Source organism: Pseudoalteromonas sp. P1-16-1b (assembly GCF_001401785.1).
Lineage (GTDB): Bacteria > Pseudomonadota > Gammaproteobacteria > Enterobacterales > Alteromonadaceae > Pseudoalteromonas > Pseudoalteromonas undina.
The window spans coordinates 1-18,822 of sequence record NZ_LKGQ01000010.1; the positions used below are offsets into that span (position 1 = coordinate 1).

Annotated in this window: 17 protein-coding genes; 14 read left to right on the forward strand and 3 right to left on the reverse strand. The window is 40.3% G+C overall.

Annotated elements, in window-relative coordinates; genetic code table 11:
- The first annotated feature begins 177 nt into the window (after positions 1-177).
- The 5 genes from AN392_RS08860 to AN392_RS08880 all read left to right on the forward strand — a co-directional run bounded on the left by AN392_RS08860 (position 178) and on the right by AN392_RS08880 (position 6,335).
- The gene (locus tag AN392_RS08860; RefSeq protein WP_055012491.1) at positions 178-864 is read left to right on the forward strand and encodes a tRNA-uridine aminocarboxypropyltransferase; all 687 of its coding nucleotides are present in this window, start codon (positions 178-180) and stop codon (positions 862-864) included.
- Positions 865-1,707: 843 nt separating this feature from the next.
- Complete coding sequence (locus tag AN392_RS08865) at positions 1,708-2,712, forward strand: Fe(3+) ABC transporter substrate-binding protein (protein WP_055012492.1); 1,005 nt, start codon at positions 1,708-1,710, stop codon at positions 2,710-2,712.
- Positions 2,712-4,343, forward strand: coding sequence for an iron ABC transporter permease (locus tag AN392_RS08870; protein ID WP_055012493.1), 1,632 nt, complete (start codon positions 2,712-2,714; stop codon positions 4,341-4,343). Before AN392_RS08865 ends, AN392_RS08870 begins: the two co-directional genes overlap by 1 nt.
- Positions 4,344-5,396, forward strand: a complete 1,053-nt coding sequence (locus tag AN392_RS08875; RefSeq protein WP_055012494.1) for an ABC transporter ATP-binding protein — start codon at positions 4,344-4,346, stop codon at positions 5,394-5,396.
- A 39-nt stretch (positions 5,397-5,435) separates the two neighbouring features.
- Positions 5,436-6,335 (forward strand): Dyp-type peroxidase, encoded by a 900-nt coding sequence (locus AN392_RS08880; RefSeq protein ID WP_055012495.1) that lies wholly within the window; start codon positions 5,436-5,438, stop codon positions 6,333-6,335.
- Positions 6,336-6,390: 55 nt separating this feature from the next.
- Here the strand turns inward: AN392_RS08880 and argR are convergent, their stop codons facing one another.
- The gene (gene argR, locus AN392_RS08885; protein WP_008466460.1) at positions 6,391-6,858 is read right to left on the reverse strand and encodes a transcriptional regulator ArgR; all 468 of its coding nucleotides are present in this window, start codon (positions 6,856-6,858) and stop codon (positions 6,391-6,393) included.
- Positions 6,859-7,083: 225 nt separating this feature from the next.
- On the opposite strand from argR, the gene mdh reads away from it, so the two are divergent.
- The gene (gene mdh / locus AN392_RS08890; protein WP_008466462.1) at positions 7,084-8,016 is read left to right on the forward strand and encodes a malate dehydrogenase; all 933 of its coding nucleotides are present in this window, start codon (positions 7,084-7,086) and stop codon (positions 8,014-8,016) included.
- Positions 8,017-8,091: 75 nt separating this feature from the next.
- Here the strand turns inward: mdh and ispB are convergent, their stop codons facing one another.
- Positions 8,092-9,063: an octaprenyl diphosphate synthase gene (ispB, locus tag AN392_RS08895; RefSeq protein WP_008114958.1), complete on the reverse strand. Its 972-nt coding sequence runs from the start codon at positions 9,061-9,063 to the stop codon at positions 8,092-8,094.
- 423 nt (positions 9,064-9,486) lie between these two features.
- On the opposite strand from ispB, the gene rplU reads away from it, so the two are divergent.
- The 7 genes from rplU to AN392_RS08930 all read left to right on the forward strand — a co-directional run bounded on the left by rplU (position 9,487) and on the right by AN392_RS08930 (position 15,073).
- Complete coding sequence (gene rplU / locus AN392_RS08900; RefSeq protein ID WP_004587921.1) at positions 9,487-9,798, forward strand: 50S ribosomal protein L21; 312 nt, start codon at positions 9,487-9,489, stop codon at positions 9,796-9,798.
- A 16-nt stretch (positions 9,799-9,814) separates the two neighbouring features.
- Entirely contained in the window at positions 9,815-10,072 is a 258-nt protein-coding gene (rpmA, locus tag AN392_RS08905) for a 50S ribosomal protein L27 (protein WP_008114963.1), read from the forward strand.
- A 154-nt stretch (positions 10,073-10,226) separates the two neighbouring features.
- On the forward strand, positions 10,227-11,378 hold the full coding sequence (cgtA, locus tag AN392_RS08910) for an Obg family GTPase CgtA (RefSeq protein WP_055012496.1): 1,152 nt from the start codon (positions 10,227-10,229) through the stop codon (positions 11,376-11,378).
- 75 nt (positions 11,379-11,453) lie between these two features.
- The gene (gene folA, locus AN392_RS08915) at positions 11,454-11,945 is read left to right on the forward strand and encodes a type 3 dihydrofolate reductase (protein ID WP_171036849.1); all 492 of its coding nucleotides are present in this window, start codon (positions 11,454-11,456) and stop codon (positions 11,943-11,945) included.
- A gap of 82 nt (positions 11,946-12,027) precedes the next feature.
- Complete coding sequence (locus AN392_RS08920; protein ID WP_010391650.1) at positions 12,028-12,402, forward strand: DUF3718 domain-containing protein; 375 nt, start codon at positions 12,028-12,030, stop codon at positions 12,400-12,402.
- Positions 12,403-12,594: 192 nt separating this feature from the next.
- Positions 12,595-14,535 carry a methyl-accepting chemotaxis protein gene (locus tag AN392_RS08925; RefSeq protein ID WP_055012497.1) on the forward strand — a complete coding sequence of 647 codons (1,941 nt, stop codon included), beginning with the start codon at positions 12,595-12,597 and terminating at the stop codon, positions 14,533-14,535.
- Positions 14,536-14,599: 64 nt separating this feature from the next.
- Entirely contained in the window at positions 14,600-15,073 is a 474-nt protein-coding gene (locus AN392_RS08930; RefSeq protein ID WP_054201940.1) for a peroxiredoxin, read from the forward strand.
- A 72-nt stretch (positions 15,074-15,145) separates the two neighbouring features.
- On the opposite strand, the gene AN392_RS08935 is transcribed toward AN392_RS08930, so the two are convergent.
- Complete coding sequence (locus AN392_RS08935; protein WP_055012498.1) at positions 15,146-17,278, reverse strand: S8 family peptidase; 2,133 nt, start codon at positions 17,276-17,278, stop codon at positions 15,146-15,148.
- A gap of 307 nt (positions 17,279-17,585) precedes the next feature.
- Here AN392_RS08935 and AN392_RS08940 point away from each other — a divergent pair, with 307 nt between their 5' ends.
- Positions 17,586-18,770, forward strand: a complete 1,185-nt coding sequence (locus tag AN392_RS08940) for an NAD(P)/FAD-dependent oxidoreductase (RefSeq protein ID WP_055012499.1) — start codon at positions 17,586-17,588, stop codon at positions 18,768-18,770.
- Positions 18,771-18,822: the final 52 nt, after the last annotated feature.

An 18,822-nucleotide genomic window follows, 5' to 3' on the forward strand; every position in this document is an offset into this window, starting at 1 on the left:
TGATAGCTGATAGCTGATAGCTGATAGCTGATAGCTGATAGCTGATAGCTGATAGCTGATAGCTGATAGCTGATAGCTGATAGCTGATAACTGATAGCTGATAGCTGATAGCTGATATCTAATTTCTTTTATTTTAGCTACAATGCGCAGCCATCAGTTTATAGGTAAATACCCACAGTGACCCAGAGTTTAAAAAATTCAGTTTTAGCATTACGTGCCCAGCAAATAAGTGAATCTCGACGTGAGTTTAATGCCCGTGGTGGAAAAATGGATCGTTGTGATCAATGCTTAATTGCCAAGCATTACTGTATTTGTGAGGGCGCTGAGTACGCAAGCTGTAGCGCTGCAGTATGCTTACTTATGTATCACAATGAAAGTTTTAAACCGTCTAATACAGGGCGTTTAATTGCGGAAATAGTTCCTGATAATTATGCGTTTCGTTGGGATAGAACCTCCCCAGATCCTGCTTTATTAGCATTATTGAATAATGATAAATATCAGCCTTTTGTGATTTTTCCGGCTGAAGATGTTGAAACTGATAGGGTGGTAACCCAGGTTGAAACGCATGCAGGTAAACAGCCATTGTTTATATTTTTAGATGGTACATGGCGAGAAGCTAAAAAAATGATTCGTAAGAGTCCTTATTTAGATAACTTACCTGTGCTTTCTATTACCGCAGAAAAACTCTCAGATTACCGATTACGTGTAGCGCCCCATGCTCATCAGTTAGGAACGGCAGAAGTAGCTATTATGGTATTAGCATTGGCCGGTGAAGTTGATGCGAGCACTAAATTAGAGCAGCATTTTATTAAGTTTCGCGACGCTTATTTACTTGGTAAACGTAATAAAGGCAGGCCCGAATAAAGTGCAGAGTATTAATACGAAAAAGCTGAATTTGACGCTTGAGTATAGCCTAAACATATATAATTTGGCTGACTGCTGACTTTCAGGCAAAAGAAAAGCGCGAACCATCTCTAGTCGCGCTTGCGGAATCTTCTAACTTTGTTGCATCCTGCAATTGAACCTAATCAACTCCAATTTTTACGATCCGTGTTATTACAATATTACTTTCTAGTTCTATGTAATATAGGCTATCCGGGCCTGTCTCCATAAATCCCTAAAACATCCTGTAAGGTAAAATCTATTACCAATCCTTATTGCACATCCGAGTGCATTCCCTTTGTTACCATTCCGTTGTGTTGCCTTTAAGGCCTGTCCTTTTTGTTCCCTATCCTTTATAAACAACTATTCCGCTGTTGTTATCCATTATGCATCATCCTGATGCTATCCCTTGTGCAACAATCCATTGCGATACTCATCCTGAGCCTGTCCTTAAATCCCTGTTATCCTAAAAACCAAACCTTGGTATTCGAGTAGTTAATCCGTTTCCATTTACTCGGTAAGCGTCGTTGCTTATTTATGGGTTAATTATAGAGAGTGATTTGCAGTAAATGTAGGATAAAACCGCTTATGGTTTATGTTCTTACAAATGAAATATTTATAAATTATTTAAAATACAATGGCTTGCTGTATTTATGGGGTGTTATGCAGGGTGTTTTTACTCATTTACTGCCATAAGCGTAAGAGATATCTTACAAGGGTTTTCTTTTTTGGGCGTATTTATTACTAAGTAATTATATAAAGTGTGCACTTTTTAGTTCATCGCGGTAAAATTAATGATAATAATTATTAGTCAGGTAAGAAAATATGAAAAAAACACTAGCGCTTGTCGTTGGACTAATTATCTCAGCACCTGCTGTTGCAACCGATGTTGTGAATATTTACTCATTTAGACAACCTTTTTTAATTAAACCTATTTTAGATGATTTTACACAGCAAACAGGCATTAAAACTAATGTTGTGTTTGCTAAAAAAGGCCTAATCGAGCGTGTTAAGCGTGAAGGCAAACACAGTAAAGCAGATTTAGTTTTAACGTCTAACTTTAGTGCGTTAATTCAGTTAGAAGAGTTAAAGCTAACGCAAACTATTGATAGTGAGCAGGTTAATAATAATGTGCCGGCTGCATTTCGTGATGGCGATGGTCAGTGGGTGGCGCTCACTAAGCGAGTGCGAAATGTTTACTCTTCAAAAGAGCGTTTAGGTCCATTACCTGAGCTGAGTTATGAAGATTTAGCCGAACCTGAATATAAAGGTCAAATTTGTACTCGCTCTGGTAAACACCCTTATAATTTAGGGTTAGTTGCTTCTATGATTGCTCATCATGGTGAAGTCCAGACTAAAACATGGCTTGAGGGTGTAAAAGCTAATTTAGCGCGTAAGCCGCAGGGAAATGACCGTGCGCAAGTTAAAGCCGTTAAAGAAGGTTTATGTAATTTAGCTTTAGGTAACAGTTACTACTTAGGTAAAATGTTGCAAGATGAAGCGCAAAAACCGTGGGCAGATGCGGTTAATATTAACTTTCCAAACCAAACTAACCGTGGTTCGCATATTAACGTATCGGGTGCGGTAATTACTAAGTATGCTAAAAACCCTGAAAATGCCTTGAAACTCATAGAGTATATGACCGACAATAAGGCGCAAAATATGTATGCCTCGCTCAATATGGAGTATCCGGTCAAGCCAGGTGTTAAGCTTTCAAGTTTGGTTGCATCGTGGGGAAGCTTTAAGGAAGACAGCTTACCGCTTGATGAAATTAGCAAATATCGTCCGTTAGCCCTTAAGCTAATTGATGAGGTGAAGTTCGATCTTTAATGACTTATAAATTTCAGCTGTCGAAGTGGCAGCTTATTGCGTGGTCGACAGGGTTATTACTGTCGACCCCGTTATTTTTTCTGCTAGTAGAATCTTTACAAGGCGACTCAGAGGTATTTACTCACCTGTGGAATACCGTGCTGTGGGACTATATAAGTAATACCGTATTGCTGGTTTTAGGTGTAGGGTTACTTAGCTGTCTGATTGCGTTGCCACTGGGTTGGCTCACCGCTTATTGCCGTTTTCCTGGCAAACAACAGTTTGAATGGGCACTGATGCTGCCGCTTGCCATGCCTACCTATATTATTGCTTATGTGTACACGGATTTACTCGACTACGCGGGGCCGATACAAATAACACTAAGAGAATGGTTTGGTTGGCAATCACCCAATGATTACTGGTTTTTTGATATACGCACTTTGCCAGGGGCTATCATCATGATTGCGCTGGTACTCTACCCGTATTTATATTTAATTTTTAAAACCGCACTACGTGAACAATCCTTTAAATTAGTTCAAGCAAGCCAATTAATGGGATTAAGTGCATGGAAAAGCTTTTTTAAAGTAAGCCTAGTGCTTTCTCGTGGTGCTATTGTTGCTGCGCTGGCTTTGATCAGCATGGAAACCATGGCTGATTTTGCTACCGTTAGCTACTTTGCAGTCAGTACATTAACCACCGCAGTATACGATACTTGGTTTGGTTATTACTCATTAACTGCGGCAGCAAAAATTTCAGGGGTGATGTTGTTACTGCTATTCTTAGCATTGATCACCGAGCGTTTTAGCCGTCGTAACCAAGCTGTATTTGAGCGTCAGTCAAGTGTGAACAGTGAGGCGCTTTATATTCTTAAAGGTAAGTCTGCATGGTTAGCAACAGGCTTTTGTAGCCTTATTTTAATAATCTCATTTATTATTCCCATGGTTGTTTTGCTCAAGTATGCAATCATGTATTTTGATCAAGCGTGGAGTAGTGAATTTTTTAGCTATGCATGGCAAAGTTTGAAAGTGGCCGCAGTAGTGAGTGTAGTGACTATTGTTTTGAGTGTTTTAGTGGTGTTTTATCAGCGCATTGCAAAACAAGCAAACCCACTTATACCTGGGCGCTTAGCAAGTACCGGGTATGCACTCCCTGGGACAGTATTAGCTATTGCTGTATTGTTGCCACTCACCCTATTAGAAAATACTATTAACCGCATTCTGACTCCTTATAACTTAGATATTGGTTTATTACTTACTGGTAGTTTACTAACGATTATCTTTGCTTATATTGTGCGTTTTTACGCAGTTGCTCATGGTGCTATAGAGTCGAGCTTTTCACGCATTAGCCCCTCGCTTGATATGGCAAGTCAGTCAATGGGGAAAAGCCAAGGCCACACATTACGCTTAGTGCATTTGCCTTTATTACGCCGAGGCTTATTAACCGCTGGTTTATTGGTATTTATTGAGTGTATGAAAGAGCTGCCCGCAGCCTTACTGCTAAGGCCTTTTGATTTTGAAAGTTTAGCTACGCACGTGTTTCAATATGTTAGCGATGAACAATTAGAGCTGGCCTCCATATCAGCTTTATTTATAGTGGTGGTAGGTTTTATTCCGTTATATTTTATTAATCGTTCAATGGAGCAACGTAGTTAAATGAGTAGTTTGATTTTACAAGGTGTGAGCTATGCATATAACGGGACTAAGGTTGTAGATGATTTAGACTTAACCTTAGGTAAAGACGAAATAGTGTGTTTACTCGGTGCCAGTGGCTGCGGCAAAACCACCACGCTTAAAGCCATTGCAGGGTTAATTGAAGCCAAACAAGGACAGGTATTTATTGATGGTAAGTTAGTCAGTGACGCCAATACGTTTGTGTCACCAGAGCATCGTAATATTGGCATGATGTTTCAAGACTACGCATTATTCCCACATTTAACGGTGGCGAATAATATTGGCTTTGGTCTAAGCGGTATGAGCAAAACGGATAAACAGGCTCGCGTGGATGAAATGTTAAAACTTGTGCACTTGGTTGGCTGCGCGGATAGATATCCACATCAACTCTCTGGTGGTCAACAGCAACGGGTAGCGATTGCGCGTGCATTAGCTTATAAACCCAGCTTACTATTGTTAGATGAGCCGTTTTCTAATATTGATACCCAAGTCCGATTTGAGTTAATCGCTGATATAAGACGTATTATTAAAGCTCAACAAGTGTCGGCAGTATTTGTTACTCACTCAAAAGAAGAGGCGTTTGCATTTTCAGATACACTTGCTGTTATGCACCAAGGTAAAATTGCGCAGCAAGGCACGCCAGAGCAGCTTTTTGCTAAACCAAGTTCAAAGGAGGTTGCAGAATTTCTGGGTCAGGGCATATACTTAAGCGCAGCTGCATTAACAGCCACTGAATATGAAACGCAGTTTGGTGTGGTTAAATCAATACTGCCACAGCAACACGTAGTGGCTGAAAAGGGGGTTATTTATGTGCGTCCACACCAGCTTGAGCTTGCCAGTAGTAACAATAACGAACTGCAGTGTGAGTGCGTTACAATTCTAAGCAGTCGCTTTATTGGCTCTGCTTATGTATATACTGTCGTTATTGCTGAACAAGAAATAGAAGTTGCAGCTCAGTATGGCCAGTCATTTGAAATTAATGAACAGGTTATAATAAAAATAAAACCGCACACGGTGAATTTTTTTAAATCGTAATTAATCACTGTGTTTTGCTCTAAAAAGTAAGGAATAACAATGGCGCAAGCGCAATCAGGGATTTGTGCTGAAGCAAACTTACACGGTTTGCACTTATTTTTTAATGTACTTGATGGTCACGACGAATCACTTCGCTCTAAGCTTAAACAAGTGAGCGATATTGAAGATGAGTTTAGTGATCAGTTTTCTGAATCTATGCTTTCTTGCATGGTGGCAATTGGTGCGCAATATTGGCCGCATATCTTACCTGATTTCATGCCAAGCGAGCTGCAAAGCTTTCCTAATATTACCCATAGCGAGTTTGTTATGAGTGCAAGACCATGTGATTTGTTTGTGCAAATCCGCTCAGACAGAGAAGACGTGAACCACTTGTTTGCACTACAAATTCTCAAACTATTCACCCCTGATGTTGAGCTGGTAGAGCAAGTTCGTAATTTCCGTTTTTTAGATGGTCGTGATTTTAATGGTTTTATCTATGCGGGCGATACCCCTCATGGCCGTCAAAAACGCGTAACGGCGTTAGTAAACAAACCTGATAGTTTTGAAGATCAAGGTAGTTACATTCATGTGCAGCGCTATAAACATGACTTGAGCCTGTGGCAGCATTTGTCATTACATGAACAAGAGCAAATAATGGGTCGTACACGCCTTGATAATACCTTGCTCAGCCCCGCACTTGAGAGCAGCCATGCAACCCGAAGTGAATTAAAAGACGAACAAGGTCAGGCACTGTTACTTAACCAAAGCATGCCTTATGGCGATGTGTATGAGCAAGGTATGTTAGTGATCACGTGCTCTGCTAAAGGGGATGCATTCGAAAAAGTGCTAACTAGCCGACTAGGGCAGGGAGAGAATTATGATCACTGGCTTGATTTTACTCAGGCGGATATGGGCTCTGCATTTTTTGCCCCCTCAGTACGATTTTTGAAGCAGTTATAAAAATTACAAAACGGCTATGTATTATTCATAGCCGTCTTTATTACAGCGTTAGTGATTAAACCGTATCAAATAAAATACGAACACGCTCTAGTGTGAGGTCTATTTCTGAGATTTTAGCTGGTGCGATAAAAATAGTATCATCGCCAGCAATAGTACCTAGTACGCCATCTGCTTTGCCTAATGAATCAAGTAAACGCGCAATGAGTTGAGCAGCTCCAGGACTGGTGCGAATAATAATCATCATTTCGTTATGCATAATATCAATAACGAGCTGGCGTAATGGGCTCTTAGCGGTAGGTACCCCCATTTCGGCGGGTAAACAGTATACCATTTCTTGTTTTGCATTACGGGTGCGTACCGCGCCAAACTTACTTAACATTCGCGACACTTTACTTTGGCTAATATTATCAAAGCCTTGCTCTTTTAACGCATCAACTATTTCGCCTTGTGAGCCAAAGTTTTCTTCTTTTAAAAGTGCTTTAAAGGCTTTAACCAATGCTTCTTGTTTATCTTGTGGTTGCATAGTGTCTAATTAGTTATGTAATAGATACTGCAAATTCTACACAAAAATGCATAATTATGCAGCAGTTGTTTGCTTAAGTTGCCATTTTGCTGCGTTTAAACAGCAAAGTTTACAACTATGGTCGAAAATATAGCTAAAATAAGCAGGATAAATTTGTTTTTAGTCGTTAATTTCTTTATCTTATGAACCACAAATATTTCCTACCTCAAATCACGGAGAATTCCAATGAAAGTTGCTGTATTAGGTGCTGCAGGCGGTATCGGTCAAGCGTTGTCTTTATTATTAAAAACAGGTTTACCAGCTGGCTCTGAATTATCACTATATGATGTTGCGCCAGTAGTTCCTGGTGTTGCTGTTGACCTTTCTCACATCCCAACAGATGTTAAAGTTGCAGGTTTTGGTGCTGACGATTTAGATAAAGCATTAACAGGTTGTGATATCGTTCTTATCCCAGCGGGTATGCCACGTAAGCCAGGTATGGATCGTGCTGATTTATTTAATGTTAACGCTGGTATCATCAAAACACTAGCAGAAGGCATTGTTGCTAACTGTCCTAAAGCGCTTGTGGGTATTATTACTAACCCAGTTAACGGCACTGTACCAATTGTTGCTGAAGTATTTAAAAAAGCAGGTACTTATGATGCTAAACGTGTATTCGGTATTACAACACTCGATGTGATCCGTTCTGAAGCGTTCATTGCTGAGCTTAAAGGCGTTGACGTAGCAAGCGTTAAAGTTCCAGTAATTGGTGGCCACTCAGGCACAACTATCCTACCGTTACTTTCTCAAGTTGAAGGTGTTACTTTCACTGATGAAGAAGTGGCTGCACTGACTCCACGTATCCAAAACGCGGGTACTGAAGTAGTTAATGCTAAAGCGGGCGGTGGTTCTGCAACATTATCAATGGGTGCTGCTGCTGCACGTTTTTGTATGTCTTTAGTTAAAGGCTTACAAGGTGAAGACGTTGTAGATTATGCATACGTTGCTGTTGAAAATGGCGATGCAGAGTACTTCGCACATCCAGTACGTTTAGGTAAAAATGGCGTAGAAGAAATTCTTTCTTACGGCACCCTAAGCGCATTTGAAGAGCAAGCAAAAAATGACATGCTTGAAACTCTGAAAAAAGACATTAAAGAAGGTGTTGATTTTATGGCGTAATAGCCAAAATTAACCCATAAAAAAGCCTGCACTTGCAGGCTTTTTTATTGCTCGGAATTATCTACACAGTATAACTTAGTGGTCGCGGTCAACCGCTATTCTAGCTAAGCTAATTAACGCTTGCTTGTAACTTGATTCAGCTAAGCAATCTAAACAAGCAATTGCTTTCTCTGCTTCTTGCTCTGCTTTTTGCATAGTGAACTCAAGGGCATTGGTATGTTTAAGTGCAGCGAGTATCTCATCTAGATGCTCCATACCATTACAGTGCTCAATAGCGTCTCTTATTAACTGTGTTTGATGCTCACTACCGTGTTGCATTGCATATATAAGAGGTAACGTCGGCTTACCTTCAGCTAAATCATCGCCAATGTTTTTACCAAGTTGATCGGCATCAGCGTTGTAATCTAAAACATCATCCACTAACTGAAAAGCAGTGCCTAAATGCATACCATACAAATTAAGTGCGTTTAATACACTGTCATCTTGCTCAGTAATAATAGCAGCTAGCCCGGTTGCAGCTTCAAATAACTTGGCGGTTTTAGAGTAAATAACCTGCATATAACTGGCTTCAGTAGTATCTGGGTCATTACAGTTCATTAATTGCAGCACTTCGCCTTCAGCAATAATATTGGTTGCATCGGCTAATACTTGCATTATCTGCATTTTACCAAGGCCTACCATTAGCTGAAACGAGCGAGTATAAATAAAGTCTCCCACGAGAACACTGGCGGCATTACCAAACTCGGCATTTGCTGTGGGTGTGCCACGGCGCAAGTTAGATTCATCTACTACATCGTCATGTAAAAGCGTTGCGGTATGAATAAATTCAATAATTGTTGCTAGCGTAATGTGATCTTTACCTTGGTAACCTAGCGCTTTAGCCGCCAAAATAGCCAACATGGGGCGAACACGTTTGCCACCGCTGTTAACAATATACAAACCAAGTTGATTAACTAACGCCACATCTGAGCGCATTTGCGCATGTATTAGTTGATTGACGTCATTCATATCGCTTTCGATTAACGCCTGGATAGCTTTTATATCCATTGATCTCCGAGCCAATTTTAATGTGTGAACGGCGCAGATTGTACAACAAAAAACGCATTAGCTCGATATTTTGTGATGATTCCTTAAAAAAACACCCTTAAGTAGGTTAAATGACCTATTAACTTGGTGAATAAATGATTAAACAGCGCGGTTTAAATTTGAATCATCCTTGACGGTTAATTGAACTGCGTGGGCTTGCTTTGCGATTGCTAATTTATTTTCTCTAACCGTTAAAAAGCGCTTGGCAAAGGGGGATTTTAATATAAAATAGAGGAAATATTGAATTGCTCTCAATGCAGCTACTTTTTATTCATTTAATTACAAAAAGAGGCTTGCTAGTTTTTTCGCATTAGCGTAAACTTCGCGCCCTATTGAAGAATATTTTAGTTGCGTCGATTTGAGGGCGCACAGACGGAGTTAATTATGTACGCGGTTTTCCAAAGTGGTGGTAAACAGCACCGTGTGACTGAAGGTCAAACAATTCGTCTTGAGAAATTAGACGTTGAAACTGGTGCAGCAGTTGAATTTGATTCAGTACTTTTAGTTGCTGATGGTGAGAAGATCGAGATTGGTGTACCGTTCGTAAACGGTGGTAAAGTAACAGCTGAGGTTGTTTCACACGGTCGCGGTGAGAAGATTAAGGTTGTTAAATTTAGACGCCGTAAGCATTCTCGTAAGCAAATGGGCCATCGTCAATGGTTCACAGAAGTTAAAATCACTGGCATTAGCGCTTAATTAGAGGTACTTAGAAATGGCACATAAAAAAGCAGCTGGTAGTACTCGTAACGGTCGCGATTCAGAAAGCAAACGCCTAGGTGTTAAGCGTTTTGGTGGCGAATCAGTTCTAGCGGGTAGCATCATTGTTCGTCAGCGTGGAACTCGATTCCACCCAGGCGCAAACGTAGGTATCGGTAAAGACCACACTATCTTCGCAAAAGCAGATGGTAAAGTTCAGTTTGAACAAAAAGGTCCTTTAAACCGTAAATACGTAACTATCGTAGCTGAGTAATCAGTAAGGTAGTTAAAAAACCCCGCCTTTGCGGGGTTTTTTGTTTTAAGCAGCTCTAAATATATACCCAAGTGTTTTTATGCTCAGTGTGCTCTATAGGCCACTTAGGTATATAATAGAGTTATTAACAAGCCAATCCCTAAAGTGAGTAATCATGAAGTTTGTAGATGAAGTAGAAATTCGCGCAGAAGCTGGTGACGGTGGCAGCGGCATCGTGTCTTTTCGTCGTGAGAAATATGTTCCAGATGGTGGACCTGATGGCGGTGACGGTGGAGACGGTGGTAGTGTTTATCTACAAGCTGATGAAAACTTAAATACCCTTATTGACTATCAATTCGAGCGTTTTCATAGAGCAGAACGCGGTACTAACGGTCAAAGCCGTAATTGTACTGGTAAAAAAGGTGAAGATCTGATTGTAAAAGTACCGGTAGGCACACGTATCATTGATGTTGATACACAAGAATCATTAGGGGATTTAACCCAAGATGGTCAACGAATTGTGGTTGCAAAAGGCGGTTTCCATGGCTTGGGGAATGCGCGTTTTAAATCAAGTACCAATCGTGCCCCACGTCAAAAAACACTCGGAACACCTGGTGAAGTACGTAACCTTAAGTTAGAGCTAATGCTGCTCGCTGATGTAGGTTTACTGGGTTTACCAAATGCCGGTAAATCGACTTTTATTCGCAGCGTATCGGCTGCAAAACCTAAAGTAGCAGATTATCCATTTACTACGCTTATCCCTAACTTAGGTGTTGTTCGTCCTGAAGCAAATAAATCATTTGTCATTGCCGATATTCCTGGCTTGATTGAAGGTGCATCGGATGGTGCAGGCTTAGGTATTCGTTTCTTAAAGCATTTAGAACGCTGTCGTGTGTTATTGCACATTATTGATGTTATGCCAGTTGATGGTTCAAATCCTGTTGATAATGCTTTTGCAATCATTAACGAGCTACATCAGTACAGCCCTAAGCTTGCTGAAAAGCCTCGCTGGTTAGTATTTAATAAAATTGACTTATTGCCAGAAGATGAAGCCAAGGCCTTATGTGAGCAAATTGCAGAAGAGTTAGGTGAGTCTGAAAATATTTATAGTATTGCTGCAATTAATAAATTGAATACTCAGCCATTAATTCACGACATCATGACGCTACTTGATAACATGCCTAAAGAAAAGTTTGTTGAAGTTGCAGACGAAGAGGTTGAATTTAAATGGGATACCTACCATCAAAAAGCCACTAAAGGCGATGATGATGACTGGGATGATTGGGATGAAGATGATTACGACGTAGAAGTTGTCTACGAGCGTTAATGATAATTGTATATATTTAAAAGGAGCTAACGCTCCTTTTTTATTTTTTTAATAATAAAGAATTAGGTGTTTAGTGTGATAATTTCAATGATTGCAGCAATGGCAAACAACCGTGTCATTGGTTTAGATAATAAAATGCCATGGCACTTACCTGGCGATCTTCAGCACTTTAAAAAAGTAACCTCTGGTAAGCCCGTTATTATGGGGCGTAAAACATTTGAGTCGATAGGTAGGCCGCTGCCTGGGCGTCGCAATATTATTATTACTCGCAACACTGAATATAAAGCAGCGGGAATTGAAACAGTAACCACGCCTGAGGCTGCACTTGAGCTTGTTAATGATGTTGCAGAGGTGATGATTATTGGCGGTGGAAACATTTACCAGCAGTTCTTAGGGCAAGCACATCGGTTGTATTTAACCTTTATTGACTTAGATGTAGAAGGGGATACACAGTTTCCTGATTACCAAAATGTTGCAAGTTGGCAAATTGAAGATGAAATGTTGATGGCTCCTGATGATAAAAATAAATATAGTTATAAGTTCGTAACTTTGAATAAAATCTCTTAACATTATTGCCAAAATCTGAGCGTGTTGGTACAATATTAAACAGTCGAGTACGAAAAAAGTATTAATATAGGGTGTCCAATCAATGATTAAATTACCGAAGCTAGTTGTAATTGCTGCTATTGCAGCGGGTTCGTTTGCTTATACTGCGCCTGCAAGCGCTAATGATCAGTTAGCTGTTTCAGTCTGTGAATACATTGCTGGTGATGATAAAAACCGTCTGCGTAGCAAATTAAAAAGTTCACGTGTGAAAGTTCGTAATATCTATGATGCAGTTTTCTGTAATGGTAATAACTTATTGCGTCACGCTGTTGCAAGTAATGCAGTTGATACAGGCGAGTACATTGTTAAAAACTTATCAAAGAGCTCACTTGAAGATGGTGCCGATATTGCTTGGGCTGAGGCAAATCATGCTGGATCACCTTTAATCCCTATTATTAAAGATCGCGCAGGCCTTTAAATAAAAGCTTAATTAATAAAAAAAACCGCGTTTAAACGCGGTTTTTTTTACTTAGATAAATTGTCATTTTACACCCTGTTTAACTACCTTTAAGTCTAGTTCCCCCTGAGTATTTATCCTTATTACTCTTATTACATAAAAATGTCATAAAAACTCAATACTCTATGTGTATGTCAGTTTTGAGATATATTTATGCGTGTATCATTTTTTACCCGTTTACTAGCCATTTTATTAACGTTAGCAAGTATCCTTTTAGCCGCTACCTTGTTATGGGCAAGCCATACATTACTTAAACTTCAGCAACAAGATAGCGCATATAGCCAATTAAAAAATAGCATAATGGTCGAGCTTGCCGATCATTTGGAAAGTTATTTAGTACAAGGTAATAGCCAATACCTAAAACAATCATCGACCTTGATTGAGCAGCTTAAAGCGCAACAGTTAACGGTGCTGCCTCCTGAATTAGAAATTCGTTTAGCTGCACAATTAACTTCATTAAATACAGATATTAATGGTAAATACAGAGCACTTGGAAAACTATCTGGCAATGAAACTGCGCTGTTAGATAACGCGCTTAGACAAATGGCCGGCTCAGCCTCTTCACTCATTAATTATGCGCAAAAAGCACCAATGCAAACCAGTAACGCTCTTAATTATTATAAATTAGCGAGTGATTATTACAGTGAAGTGGTTAATTTATCTTTATCGACTTACCAGTTGATCAATGATTACCAACCTGAGGTAGAGAAAAACCTGCAACAAAGTATAAAAACCCTAAATTTACTAGCTATAAATATTGAGCAATTACCGAACTTAGGGGTAATGACTGAGGTTGATGAGTTTGCTTTATTTGTAGATGAGGAACCGGAAGATTTGGCAGCTGAAATAAAAGCGGAGTTGGTGAGTTGGCCTAAACGTTATTTGCGCGATTTAAGCAGTACTTTATCGCAATCAAAGCAACGTGATTCTGGAACGAATGAGTTACGTGAACAAATTAGTTTAGTATCAAAAACAGTGATTGAGGCAGAGCAAACATTAAAAGCACAGCAAGATAACGTGAAACGACAAGTGCTTTGGGTGTTTGGAATAGCAATAGGCGGATTAGTAATATTAGCTTTTAGTGTCTATTGGGTACAGCGCGGACAGGTTTTACAGCCTTTACGACAACTGCGAGATGGGTTTGCATTTTTAATAGAAAGTAATGAGTTAAAAAATATTACAGTGAATAATCCTAAAACAGAGGTAGGAGAAATAGCGCAGTATTTTAATCAGTTAATTGAGCGCCAGCGTTTAGAAGCGCAAGAAAGAGCGAATATGCTCAATGTAGTCAGCCAGTTTATGCAGCAAATGAGTGAGCATTTACATACTATTGGGCAAAAAAGTAATGCGAGTTATCAGCAGGTAAATCACAATGAAGAACTGCTTCTTAATATTCAGCAACTGGGTGAGCAGGTTAATTATATTAACGCTCAGGCTGCTGAAAATGCCCAAAGTACTTATGAGGCAATGCAGCAAAGTGTTGGTTTTGCTAAAAGTATGCTTAATGCCAGTTCTGATACACAGCAACGTATTGAGCAGGGGATGCATAGTGTTCAGGAATTACTGAGTGGGGTGCAAGGAGTGAGTAATATTATTACGGTTATACGCACCATCGCTGAGCAAACAAACTTACTCGCGCTCAATGCTGCGATAGAATCAGCAAGAGCCGGTGAGCAAGGTCGAGGTTTTGCCGTAGTTGCCGATGAGGTAAGGCAATTAGCAATGCAAACCCAAGGTTCGTTAAAAGAGATCAATGATCAGTTGGCGCTACTAAGTGAAAACTCTCAAGTGGTTTATAAACAAATCAATGCACTAACTGAGGATGCACAATTACAAACCGCAAATGCTCAAGAGCTTAAAGCAAACTCTGAAGGAGTCGCAGGCAATGCGCAGCAGGCTAATAAAGTTGCGATTGATGCAATGGAGCTGGCTAAACAGCAAAATGAGTTGCTCCAAGGCTTTACTCTATCGATGCATGATATGAAAAGCCAAGTAAGTGAGTCGAGTGAATTAGTTGCTGATATAGGCTCGCAGTTAGAGTTGCAAATGACATCTATTAAAGAAGGTCTAGGTTTAGATAACAACAGCGATTAATCGAAGACGAATTAAATATTAATCTGTATGCTAAAAGACTATGTAATTACCCTAAGGAATTAATATGATAGAGCAAGGTCAAACAATACCTGCAGTAAGTTTATCTCAGCTTAGTGATGAAGGTATGCAAACGCTCACTAATAATGAATTATTCGCAGATAAAAAAGTTGTATTATTTGCAGTGCCGGGTGCTTTTACGCCTACTTGTTCCAATGCTCATTTGCCTGGTTATATCGCGCTAGCTGATAAATTCAAGGCTAAGGGTATTAACGCTATTTATTGTGTATCGGTAAATGATGCATTTGTTATGAAAGCATGGGGCGAGTCACAAAATGCAGAACATATAGATATGCTTGCAGACGGCGATGCCAGTTTTACTCGTGCCTTAGGGCTTGAAAAAGATACTGCTGGCTTTGGTGGTTTGCGTTCTAAGCGCTACGCTATGGTTGTAGATAATGGTGTTGTTAGCGAATTACTTGTAGAACAAGAAAAAGAATTTGTAATAAGTAGTGCTGAAGCCGTTTTAGCCAAGCTATAACTAAGCTGTTTTAAGTATTGAATAAAAGCCGATACATATGTATCGGCTTTTTTTATCTAAGGAGAAAGTAGTTTACGGCTGGTATTGACCGCTTAGCGTTAAACCAGAAAAGGTTTGATACGCATTTACGCTTAGATGCCATGTTCCCGCTTGAGGGTTACTAAATGTACATGTTTCAGCGTTACCATTTTTATAAGGACGACAATCATAGCTTGAGCTAGTTGGTTGACTGCCAAATTTTACAAATAAATCTGCATCACCGGTGCCGCCAGACGTTGTTACTGTAAAGCTAGCCATGCCAGCTGGCACATCTAGCGTGTAATGTTTCCACTGACCTGCATTTGCAGTAACATCAGACACTGTGCCACCACCTGCTTGAGGTGTACCTGAACCACCACCGGTTGAACCACCTGTAATGTTACCGACTAAGCTAACACCAGTGTAGGCAGAATAACCATTTAACATTATATGATAAGTACCTGGGGTTGGGTTATCAATAGAGCACTCTTCACTGTTACCGCCTTTATAAGGGCGACAGTCGTATGTAGAGGTAGTTGGTTTGCTACCGGCACGTACATACAAGTCAGCATCACCTGTACCACCGCTCATAGTGAAAGTAACATTAGTGGCACCGCTTGGGACTGTCATAGTGTAAAAGTCTTGTGCACTTGCTGCACCACTTAATCCCGTTTTCACTTGTCCATCAACAAGCTCATTATCACCTGATGTTGGCGGTGGTGTGCCACCTGATGCTGCGGCAACAGCGGCTGCAGCATCCACAATACCTGTGCCACAGCTAGTACATGTTGCAGAGAATGAGCGAGTGGTTGTTTTTAAGATGTTTTCAATTTCATCAGGAGTCGCATTTGGTTTAGCTTGTTTGATCAATGCAGCAACACCCGCAACATGAGGTGCAGCCATTGATGTACCTTGCGAAAAACCATAGCTGTCGCTTGATGGTGTTGTTGAACCTGAGTTGTAAGTAGATAAAACACCCTCAGAATCATTTGCAAAGCTTTGCGCGCCACCTGGGGCTGCTACATCAATATTACTACCATAATTTGAGTAATATGCGCGGCCACCGTTACGGCCAACTGATGCAACGTTAACAACACCACTACAGTTACCTGGGTTGTAGTTTGCAGAATTATCGTTATCGTTACCTGCGGCAATAACAACAACAGTACCGTTATTGCGTGCTGTATTAATAGCATTTTGAGTCGTTGAGCTACATGCACCTGCACCACCTAAGCTCATGTTTATAACATCAGCAGGGTTAGCATTTGCCGATGTACCCGACACATTTCCACCTGAAGCCCAAATAATACCATCAGCAATGTCAGAGGTTAAACCTCCACATTTACCTAACACACGTACAGGCACTACTTTCGCGTCGTAAGCAACACCAGCAACACCTTCACCGTTATTAGTTACCGCAGCAACAGTTCCTGCTACGTGAGTACCGTGCCAGCTAGAACCTTGTGCACCGTTGTTACCACATTCTCCGGCTGCAACTGCATCCCCTGGATCGCGAGCATCGTTATCACGGCCATTGCCATCATTAGCGACTGATAGATTAGAGATCATATCGTAGCCAGGTAAAATATTGGCGTTTAAATCAGCGTGCGGACGGTAACCAGTATCAAGAACAGCTACAACCACGCCGCTACCTGTAGCAGTATCCCAGGCTGTTGGTAGATTTAGGCCACCGGCTTGCTCATAGTAATGCCATTGGTCGCCATAACGAGGGTCGTTTGGTGTTGCAAATGGCTTTAACATTTGATCGACTTCAATGTATTCAACATTGCCTGAATTGACCATTTCTTGCATAAACTGTTGTGCTTCTTCAGCATTGAGCTTTTTGTCGGCACGCATTACGTGATGATCATTCAATGCCATTGCGCGGATATATTTAGCTTTAACTTTACCTTTTTTTGAGGTGAAGTTTTTTACAAAGCTTTGCGCTTTTTTATTCATCATTGCAGGCGATGCTTCAGTTGTTGATACGTTCATCATATCGCTATTATTTTTATATTTGATAATGAACTGAGTTTCAAACCCACCTTGATTTTGCATTTTAGCTGAGGTTTCAGCCATAGAAGGTGAGATTGCTTGTGCTGGATTTGCCATGCTTGAGCTGGCTGCAAATAGTGTACTTATTGTTAGCGCAACAGCGCATTTTTTAAATGAATCATTAGAAGTCATAATTACCCTTAGTTTTATTATTATTTGTGGAAAGCCACAAAGCGGGTACAAAGGTAAATGATCTGTTAACTATTTTGAAATATTAAATACGTATGTGCCTATTTCATTTAGTTATAACCGTGAATTCAGTAAGCTTTCAGTCGTTTTGTATTTGTTTTTATTATGTTGACGATCCTAATGTATTAGATTTATTTGGTGCTTTTTATCATTATTTAATCTTTATTGATAAATTAAAAACAATATAACAGCTATCTTGTTGTTACCGAAACTTTGTTATAATTCACCAAAGTTTTTAAGAGATGACTAAATGACTCACGTTGATGTGATGGTGATCGGTGCCGGAGCTGCAGGTTTAATGTGTGCAGCACAAGCAGGATATCGCGGCCGAAGTGTTACAGTGCTTGATATGGGTAAAAAGCCAGGACGTAAAATTTTAATTAGTGGCGGCGGGCGTTGTAACTTTACTAACGAAAATGCGAGCCCTAATAACTATTTATGCACTAATCCCCATTTTGTAAAGTCGTGCTTAAGTCGTTATACCCAGCATGACTTTGTAGAGCTTGTAGACCGACATGGTTTGGCGTATCACCATAAAACATTGGGACAATTATTCTGTGACAATAGCGCACAAGACATTGTTGATATTTTACTAACAGAGTGTGAGTGGGCGGGTGTTACAATTAAACTACGCAGCGAAGTGCTAAATGTAGCTAAAACAGCAACAGGTTACAGTGTCACAACTGAGCAAGAAACACTGACCTGTGAGTCGTTAGTTGTCGCATCTGGCGGTTTAACTATGCCTAAACTTGGCGCGACGCCAATAGGTTATAAAATTGCAGAGCAATTTGGTTTAAAGGTATTGCCGACGATGGCCGCTCTAGTTCCCTTTACCTTACATCAGCACGATAAAGAGCGTTTTGAAGGGCTTTCGGGTATTAGTATTTCTTGTGAAGTTGCAAGCGAAGATGGCACTGTATTTAAAGAGAATATTTTATTTACTCACCGCGGCTTATCCGGGCCTGCCATATTACAAATAAGCTCATTTTGGCGAGCAGGTCAGGCGGTGACGATCAATTTATTACCTGAACTAGATTTAAAGCAACAGCTAGCCGATTGGCGAGAAACGCAAGCGCAAAAATCGTTAAAAAATAGCCTTGCTACTATCTTACCTAAGCGTTTTGTTGAAATACTCTATGACAGTAAAGCTATTCCTGATTGCAATATTAACCAGCTAACGCATGGCCAAATAGATGCACTCGCGGATTATATTCATGCTTGGCAAATTAAGCCAAATGGTACCGAAGGTTACAGAACCGCAGAAGTGACTTTAGGTGGTGTAGATACCGATGAGCTAAGCTCAAAAACATTTGAGGCTAAAAAAGCCAAAGGTTTATACTTTATAGGTGAAGTGACCGATGTAACGGGTTGGCTAGGAGGCTATAATTTCCAATACGCGTGGAGCTGTGGATTTGCCGCTGGGCAATACGCGTAAAAAGTCGCTCAGCGCGGCTTATTAAACCTGCCACTTAAGCTCTTAAGTGGCA

Excerpts from the sequence above, each read along its gene's own strand:
- AN392_RS08880 (WP_055012495.1), top strand. The coding sequence starts at position 5,436 with ATGGCGCAAGCGCAATCAGGGATTTGTGCTGAAGCAAACTTACACGGT.
- AN392_RS08870 (WP_055012493.1), top strand. The coding sequence starts at position 2,712 with ATGACTTATAAATTTCAGCTGTCGAAGTGGCAGCTTATTGCGTGGTCG.
- ispB (WP_008114958.1), bottom strand. The coding sequence starts at position 9,063 with ATGGATATAAAAGCTATCCAGGCGTTAATCGAAAGCGATATGAATGAC.
- rpmA (WP_008114963.1), top strand. The coding sequence starts at position 9,815 with ATGGCACATAAAAAAGCAGCTGGTAGTACTCGTAACGGTCGCGATTCA.
- AN392_RS08940 (WP_055012499.1), top strand. The coding sequence starts at position 17,586 with ATGACTCACGTTGATGTGATGGTGATCGGTGCCGGAGCTGCAGGTTTA.
- rplU (WP_004587921.1), top strand. The coding sequence starts at position 9,487 with ATGTACGCGGTTTTCCAAAGTGGTGGTAAACAGCACCGTGTGACTGAA.
- AN392_RS08920 (WP_010391650.1), top strand. The coding sequence starts at position 12,028 with ATGATTAAATTACCGAAGCTAGTTGTAATTGCTGCTATTGCAGCGGGT.
- AN392_RS08930 (WP_054201940.1), top strand. The coding sequence starts at position 14,600 with ATGATAGAGCAAGGTCAAACAATACCTGCAGTAAGTTTATCTCAGCTT.
- AN392_RS08865 (WP_055012492.1), top strand. The coding sequence starts at position 1,708 with ATGAAAAAAACACTAGCGCTTGTCGTTGGACTAATTATCTCAGCACCT.
- AN392_RS08925 (WP_055012497.1), top strand. The coding sequence starts at position 12,595 with ATGCGTGTATCATTTTTTACCCGTTTACTAGCCATTTTATTAACGTTA.
- argR (WP_008466460.1), bottom strand. The coding sequence starts at position 6,858 with ATGCAACCACAAGATAAACAAGAAGCATTGGTTAAAGCCTTTAAAGCA.
- AN392_RS08935 (WP_055012498.1), bottom strand. The coding sequence starts at position 17,278 with ATGACTTCTAATGATTCATTTAAAAAATGCGCTGTTGCGCTAACAATA.
- cgtA (WP_055012496.1), top strand. The coding sequence starts at position 10,227 with ATGAAGTTTGTAGATGAAGTAGAAATTCGCGCAGAAGCTGGTGACGGT.
- AN392_RS08875 (WP_055012494.1), top strand. The coding sequence starts at position 4,344 with ATGAGTAGTTTGATTTTACAAGGTGTGAGCTATGCATATAACGGGACT.
- mdh (WP_008466462.1), top strand. The coding sequence starts at position 7,084 with ATGAAAGTTGCTGTATTAGGTGCTGCAGGCGGTATCGGTCAAGCGTTG.